The 7,013-nt window shown below is 71.9% G+C and carries 7 protein-coding genes and 1 pseudogene; 5 read left to right on the forward strand and 3 right to left on the reverse strand.

What is annotated here, in order from left to right:
* Nucleotides 1-55: 55 nt before the first annotated feature.
* A complete protein-coding gene (locus AB8A24_RS20095) occupies nucleotides 56-682 on the forward strand; it encodes a hypothetical protein (RefSeq protein ID WP_328961859.1) in 627 nt (208 codons plus the stop codon).
* On the opposite strand, the gene AB8A24_RS20100 is transcribed toward AB8A24_RS20095, so the two are convergent.
* Nucleotides 642-1,043, reverse strand: coding sequence for a hypothetical protein (locus tag AB8A24_RS20100; protein ID WP_369476951.1), 402 nt, complete (start codon nucleotides 1,041-1,043; stop codon nucleotides 642-644). The genes AB8A24_RS20095 and AB8A24_RS20100 overlap by 41 nt on opposite strands.
* 99 nt (nucleotides 1,044-1,142) lie before the next feature.
* Here AB8A24_RS20100 and AB8A24_RS20105 point away from each other — a divergent pair, with 99 nt between their 5' ends.
* Entirely contained in the window at nucleotides 1,143-1,913 is a 771-nt protein-coding gene (locus tag AB8A24_RS20105) for a glycerophosphodiester phosphodiesterase (protein ID WP_369476953.1), read from the forward strand.
* Between the two features lie 24 nt (nucleotides 1,914-1,937).
* Here AB8A24_RS20105 and AB8A24_RS20110 read toward each other — a convergent pair whose 3' ends face one another.
* Both AB8A24_RS20110 and AB8A24_RS20115 read right to left on the reverse strand, forming a co-directional pair.
* Entirely contained in the window at nucleotides 1,938-2,414 is a 477-nt protein-coding gene (locus AB8A24_RS20110) for a hypothetical protein (RefSeq protein WP_369476954.1), read from the reverse strand.
* A 198-nt stretch (nucleotides 2,415-2,612) separates the two neighbouring features.
* Nucleotides 2,613-4,142: a ricin-type beta-trefoil lectin domain protein gene (locus tag AB8A24_RS20115; protein WP_369476956.1), complete on the reverse strand. Its 1,530-nt coding sequence runs from the start codon at nucleotides 4,140-4,142 to the stop codon at nucleotides 2,613-2,615.
* A 109-nt stretch (nucleotides 4,143-4,251) separates the two neighbouring features.
* Here AB8A24_RS20115 and AB8A24_RS20120 point away from each other — a divergent pair, with 109 nt between their 5' ends.
* From AB8A24_RS20120 to AB8A24_RS20130, 3 genes and pseudogenes are all read left to right on the forward strand, one after another.
* A complete protein-coding gene (locus AB8A24_RS20120) occupies nucleotides 4,252-5,655 on the forward strand; it encodes a class II fumarate hydratase (RefSeq protein WP_328961864.1) in 1,404 nt (467 codons plus the stop codon).
* A 111-nt stretch (nucleotides 5,656-5,766) separates the two neighbouring features.
* A complete protein-coding gene (locus AB8A24_RS20125) occupies nucleotides 5,767-6,486 on the forward strand; it encodes a DUF402 domain-containing protein (RefSeq protein ID WP_328961865.1) in 720 nt (239 codons plus the stop codon).
* A gap of 308 nt (nucleotides 6,487-6,794) precedes the next feature.
* Nucleotides 6,795-7,013, forward strand: a pseudogene (locus AB8A24_RS20130) (MFS transporter); the annotation flags it as partial.

A 7,013-nucleotide genomic window follows, 5' to 3' on the forward strand; every position in this document is an offset into this window, starting at 1 on the left:
TCCCGGCGAGGCTGTTCCCGTAGCCGAACGGCACCACTGTCAAAGGGAGTTCACGATGAAGAACCGTAAGCGCGCCCTCGTCCTGGCCGGAACCGCGGCCGCGCTGATGGCGACCCTGATCGCCGCGGCGCCCGCCCCCGCGGCCCCTGCCTCCGCGGCGCCGACCGCGCCGAAGGTCGCCGCGGTGCACGGGGGTGGCACGATCCGCTACCCCTATGTGCCCGCGTCGCACGACATCCGCTTCACGGTCGACGCCGAGGCCGCCCCGTGGAGCAGGCCCTTCCCCGCGCCGGGCGGGGAGCAGGGCATGCCGGTCGACGCGCGCGGCAAGGTGACGATCTACCACGCGATGCCGGACGGGAACTTCACCGCGGTCGGCGAGGCGGAGGTGGACTGCCTGGTCACCGGCGGCCGGACGGCCACGGTCACCGCGGTGGTCACCTCCTCGAACGTCGGCTGGGAGGGCAAGCGGATCGGGATCAGCGTCCAGGACGGGGAACGCGGCGGCCCGGACCGGTTGGGCTTCTCGTGGGGCATCGCCAACGTCGACGTGGGGTCCGACGGGTCGGTGTCCGAGCCCCGTGTGGGCACGTGCATGGCCCCGGCCCCCTTCACCGAGGTCACCAAGGGCGGGTTCAAGGTCACCCCGGCGCCGCTGTCCCCGCGGCCGTCCACCCCGTGATCAGCCGCGTGATCAGCTCCGCCTCGACCGGGGTGGCCCGGTAGCCGTCCCGTACGGCGGCGTGCAGCTGCGCCAGGGGCAGTCCGAGCACCTTCCGGACGGCCCTGAGGGCGGGCACGCCGCCGCCCCGGAGGTCCACGAGAACGGTCCCCTCGGCCGCGACGACGGCCGCGCGGACGTCACCGGGCGCCGGCCCCCGCCCTTCGTCGCGCCCACAGGTGTCGGGGGCCCCGAAGGCGCAGGTGTCGCACTCCCACTCGGCTCGCCAACAGAGCTCGTCCCGGTCGATCAGCTGCCACGCGTGGAACACGCAGCGCCGGCACGGCTCGCAGGGCAGGGACATCGTCGTCGGCTCGGGCATGACGTCACCCTGCCCGCCCGTACGGGGCTCCGCATCCGGTTAACGTCGGGGACACAGCTGCACGCCTGCACGTTCACCCCGGTTTGCAAGGATTTCCGTATGACTGCCGCATCCTCCCTCCGCACCGCCCGCGCCGTCCGGGTCGTCGCCCACCGCGGGGCCTCCCACGAGCACCCCGAGCACACCCTCGCCGCCTACCGGCAGGCCATCGCCGACGGGGCCGACGCGCTCGAATGCGATGTACGGCTGACCGCCGACCACAAGCTGGTGTGCGTGCACGACCGGCGCGTGGAGCGGACCTCCGACGGGCGCGGGGTGGTCTCCGAGATGACCTACGCACAGCTGTCCGCGCTCGACTTCGGGGCGTGGAAGGGGGCCGGGCACACGGGGGCCCGGGTGCTGCTCTTCGAGGATCTGCTCCGGGAGGCGCTGGCCGCGCCCCGGCCGGTCGGGCTCGCCGTCGAGACCAAGCACCCGACCCGGGCCGGCGGCCGGCTGGAGGTCGAGCTGGCGCGGATGCTCCGGGAGTACGGGCTGGCCGACGGGGCGGCCGGGCTGGTCGAGGTGATGAGCTTCTCGCGCGGCGCGCTGACCCGGCTGCACCGGCTCGTGCCCGGCCTGCCCGCCGTCTACCTGATGGAGCGGCGGCTGCGGCCGGTGCGCCCGCCCTACGCGACCCACGCGGGCCCGGGCATCGACCTCGTACGCCGGGACCCGGGGCTGGTGGCCCGGCTGAAGGCGAAGGGGCTGTCGGTGCGGGTGTGGACGGTGGACGAGCCGCAGGACGTGGAGCTGTGCCTGCGGCTCGGCGTGGACACGATCATCACCAACCGGCCCAGGCAGGTGCGGGAGCAGTTGGAGGGCCGCTGACGCGGGGTGCGTCGGCGGGACCGGTCAGGCCCGCTGCCCCGCGGTGCGCGAGGACCTCGACGAGGAGCCGGCGCGTACGGCGCCCACCCCGCAGGCGGCGACGCCCGCCAGCGCGATCACGATCAGGGGGTTGGTCCACACCGGGACGAGCTCGACGCTGGTGCCGTCGGGGAAGTCGCACACCTTCGACAGGGGGAAGCTCCGCGAGGTGATCTTCATGTCGCCGTCGGGTGTCCGGTAGGACCGGGGGCCGAACTGTGCGGCGCGTTCTTCGAGGCAGGGCCGCGTGGGGCGGGAGTCGATCCCGCTGAGGCCGCCCAGCGCGAAGGCGAGGACCGCGGCGCACATGCAGGCGACGGCTCCTTCCACCCAGGGGCCGACGGCGCCGCGGCTCATGCCCGGCCTTCGGGTCGCCAGCAGGTGCACCACCTTGACGAGGAGGAAGCCGGCGGCCGGGATGGCCACCAGGACGGCGGCGACTGCTACGAGGATCGGACTCACCCTTACATGGATACGAGGCATCGGGCCGGCGCCCGCCGGAGGCCCGGGTGCCACGGTCACCCTGCCACAACACCCCCTCCGATCAGCGGACATGTGTTCTCCGAACGCGAGAGCGTCGCGTGCCGCACGACGCCCGTCATGGCAACACCCGGCCGGGGTGCGCCGGCCGGGCGTGGGGGGTCTGCGGGTGCGGGGCGGTTATGCGAAGCGCTGGTTGGTGGACCCGTTGCAGGTCTGCAGGCGCAGCGGCTCGTGGGCGGCGGCCACCGTCAGGCACATGCCCGGGGCGGCGGCGGGGCGCAGGGTGGCGCCGTCGCGGACGAACTGCTGGTTGGCGCCGCCGTGGCAGTTCCAGATGATCAGGCCGGTGCCGGAGCCGTAGTGGGCGCCGGGGGCGTCGAGGCAGCGGTCCTGGGTCAGTTCGATGTGGACGGACCTGCGGACGCTGTCGTACCACCAGCCCTGGTTGCGGCCGCCGTGGCAGTCCCATCCGACGATCTTGGTCTCGTTCGCGCTGGAGCCGCCGAAGGAGTCGAGGCAGTTCCCGGTCGCCTCGTTCTTGAGGGCCTTGAACTTGTCGTCCCAGGCTCCGGCCTGCAGGACGGGGGTCCCGGTGCTCGCGGGGTCGGCGCAGGAGGCCTCGCGCAGGCCCGAGTTGTAGAGCTGTGTCAGACAGGACGCGAAGGCGCCGTGGCCGCGATAGTTGGGGTGGAAGGACTGGCGGGCGGTGTTCTCGTCCCACGGGAAGTGGTCCCCGAGGTCCAGGTAGAGGCCGCGGGCCCAGGTGTCCTCCATGCAGACCTCGTGGCCGTGGAAGAGCCGCGAGTTGTCCAGGTAGAGGGCGCCGGAGGCGAGGGCGGCCGCGCGCATGCCCTTCTCGAAGGTGGGCACCGCGTGGTTGCGGCCCCAGGCCGCGTCGGAGTCGTAGCCGGCGCAGCCGCCGGGGAGCTTGCCGGGGAAGTTCGGGTTGTCGTAGAAGTCGGGGCCGATGGGGCTGGGGTAGCCCATCACGACGAGCTTGTAGTCGGAGTCGGCGTAACCGGCGTCGCGCATGACGGTCCTGAGGTCCGCGACCGTGGCCTCGACCTTGGGCTTCAGGCCGTCGACGCGGGCCTGCCAGCCGGGCCCGTACTTGGGCTCGCAGGTGCCCTGGCCGAGCACCCAGCGGGTCACGCAGTCGGTCATGACCGGGCCGAACTGGAGGTCGTCGTTGGCGCCGGCGACCAGCAGCACCATCTTGATCTTCGTGTTGCGCGCCTTGACGGCCAGGTTGTCGCTCTGCACCAGCTCGTCGGCGTACTGCTTGCTGCCGCCGATCCTGATGTTGCCGGTGTAGCCGCCGGAGCAGGCGACGTTGAAGGTCAGGTCGGCGGGTATGCCGGTGCGGTGGATCGCCGAGTCCGGCGAACGGTGGCACTGGTTGCTCGGCGTGTTGGTCGCGGGGTCGTAGGTGCCGATGCCTTCGCCCGAAATCTCGCTGTCGCCCAGCGAGATCAGGCCGGTTTTGCGTTCGTTCAGCGGGCGGACGGCCGGGTCGCCGTAGATCTTGGTGGCCTCCGCGGCCCGGATGGCCTCCAGCTCGGGCGACAGCGGCACGGCGACGGCCCCGGAGGTGGGCGCCGCCTGGGCCATGGGGGTGATGGCGGTGACACCCCCCAGGGCGGCCGCGACCGCCGCGACGGCGGCGAAGGTAGATCTGAGCATGGGTCTCGTACGGGCACGTGCCATGGAACGCCTCCCCGGATCTGGGTGTTACCCCCGGTATTTACTGGCCGGTAGGGGAGTTGGGAACACTTCGAACAAGACAATTGCTCAACTTTTTGAGGAGGCCATGAACATGACGGATGACCAGCAGGCCGAGACGTTCCGGATCGAGCACGACTCCATGGGCGACGTACGGGTGCCCCGGCACGCCAAATGGCGCGCCCAGACCCAGCGCGCGGTGGAGAACTTCCCCATCTCCGGGCAGCGGTTGGAGCGCGCCCACATCGAGGCACTCGCCCGGATCAAGGCCGCCGCCGCGGTGGTGAACGCGAAGCTCGGCGTGGTGGACCAGGACATCGCCGACGCCATCCGCTCCGCCGCCGCCGAGGTCGCGGACGGCCGCTGGGACGACCACTTCCCCGTGGACGTCTTCCAGACCGGCTCCGGCACCTCGTCCAACATGAACACCAACGAGGTGATCGCCACCCTCGCCACCGAGCGCCTGGGCCGCGAGGTCCACCCCAACGACCACGTCAACGCCTCGCAGAGCTCCAACGACGTGTTCCCTTCGTCCATCCACATCGCCGCCACCGCCGCCGTGACCGGCGAGCTGATCCCGGCCCTGGAACACCTGGCGGCGGCACTGGAGCTCAAGGCCGCCGAGTTCGCGCAGGTCGTCAAGGCCGGGCGCACCCACCTGATGGACGCCACCCCGGTCACCCTCGGCCAGGAGTTCGGCGGGTACGCCGCCCAGATCCGCTACGGCGTCGAGCGACTGCGGGCGGCCCTGCCGCGGCTGGCCGAGCTGCCGCTGGGCGGCACCGCGGTGGGCACCGGCATCAACACCCCGCCCGGGTTCTCCGCCGCGGTGATCGCCGAGGTCGCCGACGCGACCGGACTCCCGCTGACCGAGGCCCGCGACCACTTCGAGGCGCAGGGGGCCCGGGACGCCCTCGTGGAAACCTCCGGAATGCTGCGCACGATCGCCGTGTCCCTCACCAAAATCTCCAACGACCTTCGCTGGATGGCTTCCGGGCCGCGCACCGGTTTGGCCGAAATCAATCTCCCGGATCTCCAGCCGGGCTCCTCGATCATGCCCGGGAAGGTCAATCCGGTGGTCCCGGAAGCCGTCCTGATGGTCGCCGCTCAGGTCATGGGGAACGACGCGGCCGTCGCCGTGGCGGGCGCGGCCGGCAACTTCGAGCTCAATGTGATGCTCCCGGTGATGGCCAGGAACCTCCTCGAATCGATCCGGCTGCTCGGCAGCGCGAGCCGCCTGCTGGCCGACCGCACGGTCGACGGAATCACCGCGAACGAAGCCCGGGCCAGGGAATACGCCGAGTCCTCGCCCTCCGTGGTCACCCCGCTCAACCGTTACATCGGCTACGAGGAGGCCGCCAAGGTCGCCAAGAGGTCCCTCGCCGAGCGCAAGACGATCAGGGAGGTCGTCCTGGAGTCCGGTTACGTGGAGCGCGGCGCCCTCACCCTGGAGCAACTCGACGAAGCCCTCGACGTGCTGCGCATGACGCATCCCTGACCGTCCGACCACCCACTCGGGCGGGGGCCTGATTCGGTCGATTCTCATCACCGAACCCACCGGTGACCTGCGCCGCAGCGGGCGCGGCGACCCCCGCCCTAAGATCTGCGCATGACAGGTACTTTCAAGCCCGGGAACTCCGCGGCGCGGAGCGCGCCGCGGAGCCCCGCGCAGGGCCCGCGCTGGGCGCCCGGGGAGCAGATCCTGTGGCGCTACCGCGACCACGCCCCGGGGCTGAAGGGCCCGGTCCACATCTGCCGCCCGGTGACCGTGGTCCAAGACACGGACGAGCTGCTGGCGGTGTGGATGGCCCCCGGCACCGAATGCGTCAAGCCGGTGCTCGCCGACGGCACCTCCGTCCACGAGGAACCGCTCGCCACCCGCTACACGGCGCCGCGGACCACCGTACGGTCACGCTGGTTCGGCGCCGGTGTCCTGAAACTGGCCCGGCCCGGGGACTCCTGGTCGGTGTGGCTGTTCTGGGGCCCCGACTGGCAGTTCAAGAACTGGTACGTGAACCTGGAGGAGCCGCGCTCGCGCTGGGCCGGCGGGGTGGACTCCGTGGACCACTTCCTGGACATCGCCGTCCACCCGGACCGCAGTTGGAACTGGCTGGACGAGGACGAGTTCGCGCAGGCGCAGCGGTGCGGCCTGATGGACCGTGAGCAGGCCGATCGGGTACGGGAGGCCGGCCGCGCGGCCCTCGAGGTGATCAAGGAATGGGGAGCCCCGTTCTCCGGCGGCTGGGAGGACTGGCGGCCGGATCCGGCCTGGACGATTCCGGCCCTTCCGGAGGACTGGGACCGCACCTCGGCGCATATGACCTCATGAGACCCTTGATGCGCCCCCAGGGTGCAAACGTAGGATCGTCCTCCACGAGATCACGCGCGCGGGACGGTGCGGTCGCCGCATCATTGTGCAAGTGTCCCTCAACACACGGGATGTGACCGGAGGTCAAACGCACGACGAGAGACGACGAGGGGGCGGGGTCCGTCAGGGGCACCTCCCGGCCGGAGGTCGGGAGAGAAGTTTGGGGCAGGAACCTCGGGGTGATGGTGCCCGGGCCGCTGAGCGGGTATACCGCGACTGACCGAGTTGAGTGCAGCGCACATCGAGCGCAAACGGACGGAAATCCACGCGTGACGGAGTACCCCACCTCCCAGGAGGGCCCGCAGCCCGTCGCCTCCGGCGGAGGTACGGACGAGGCCGGCCACGGCAAGGCGCCCATCGCCGCCACCGAGGCCGTACGCACGCATGCGCCGGGCACGGGCGCGGAGCCCGGCGGCAGTGCCGCCGCGGCCTCCGACGCGCGCGCGGCCCGCTCGGCGGCCGGTCTCCCCCGGCCCCGCGGCGCCGCG

This window comes from Streptomyces sp. BF23-19, from assembly GCF_041106355.1.
GTDB classification, from domain to species: Bacteria; Actinomycetota; Actinomycetes; order Streptomycetales; family Streptomycetaceae; genus Streptomyces; species Streptomyces virginiae_A.

What these genes read in the sequence shown, in the direction of transcription:
- AB8A24_RS20095 (WP_328961859.1), top strand. Translation starts at nt 56, where the DNA reads ATGAAGAACCGTAAGCGCGCCCTCGTCCTGGCCGGAACCGCGGCCGCG.
- AB8A24_RS20100 (WP_369476951.1), bottom strand. Translation starts at nt 1,043, where the DNA reads ATGCCCGAGCCGACGACGATGTCCCTGCCCTGCGAGCCGTGCCGGCGC.
- AB8A24_RS20105 (WP_369476953.1), top strand. Translation starts at nt 1,143, where the DNA reads ATGACTGCCGCATCCTCCCTCCGCACCGCCCGCGCCGTCCGGGTCGTC.
- AB8A24_RS20115 (WP_369476956.1), bottom strand. Translation starts at nt 4,142, where the DNA reads ATGGCACGTGCCCGTACGAGACCCATGCTCAGATCTACCTTCGCCGCC.
- AB8A24_RS20120 (WP_328961864.1), top strand. Translation starts at nt 4,252, where the DNA reads ATGACGGATGACCAGCAGGCCGAGACGTTCCGGATCGAGCACGACTCC.
- AB8A24_RS20125 (WP_328961865.1), top strand. Translation starts at nt 5,767, where the DNA reads ATGACAGGTACTTTCAAGCCCGGGAACTCCGCGGCGCGGAGCGCGCCG.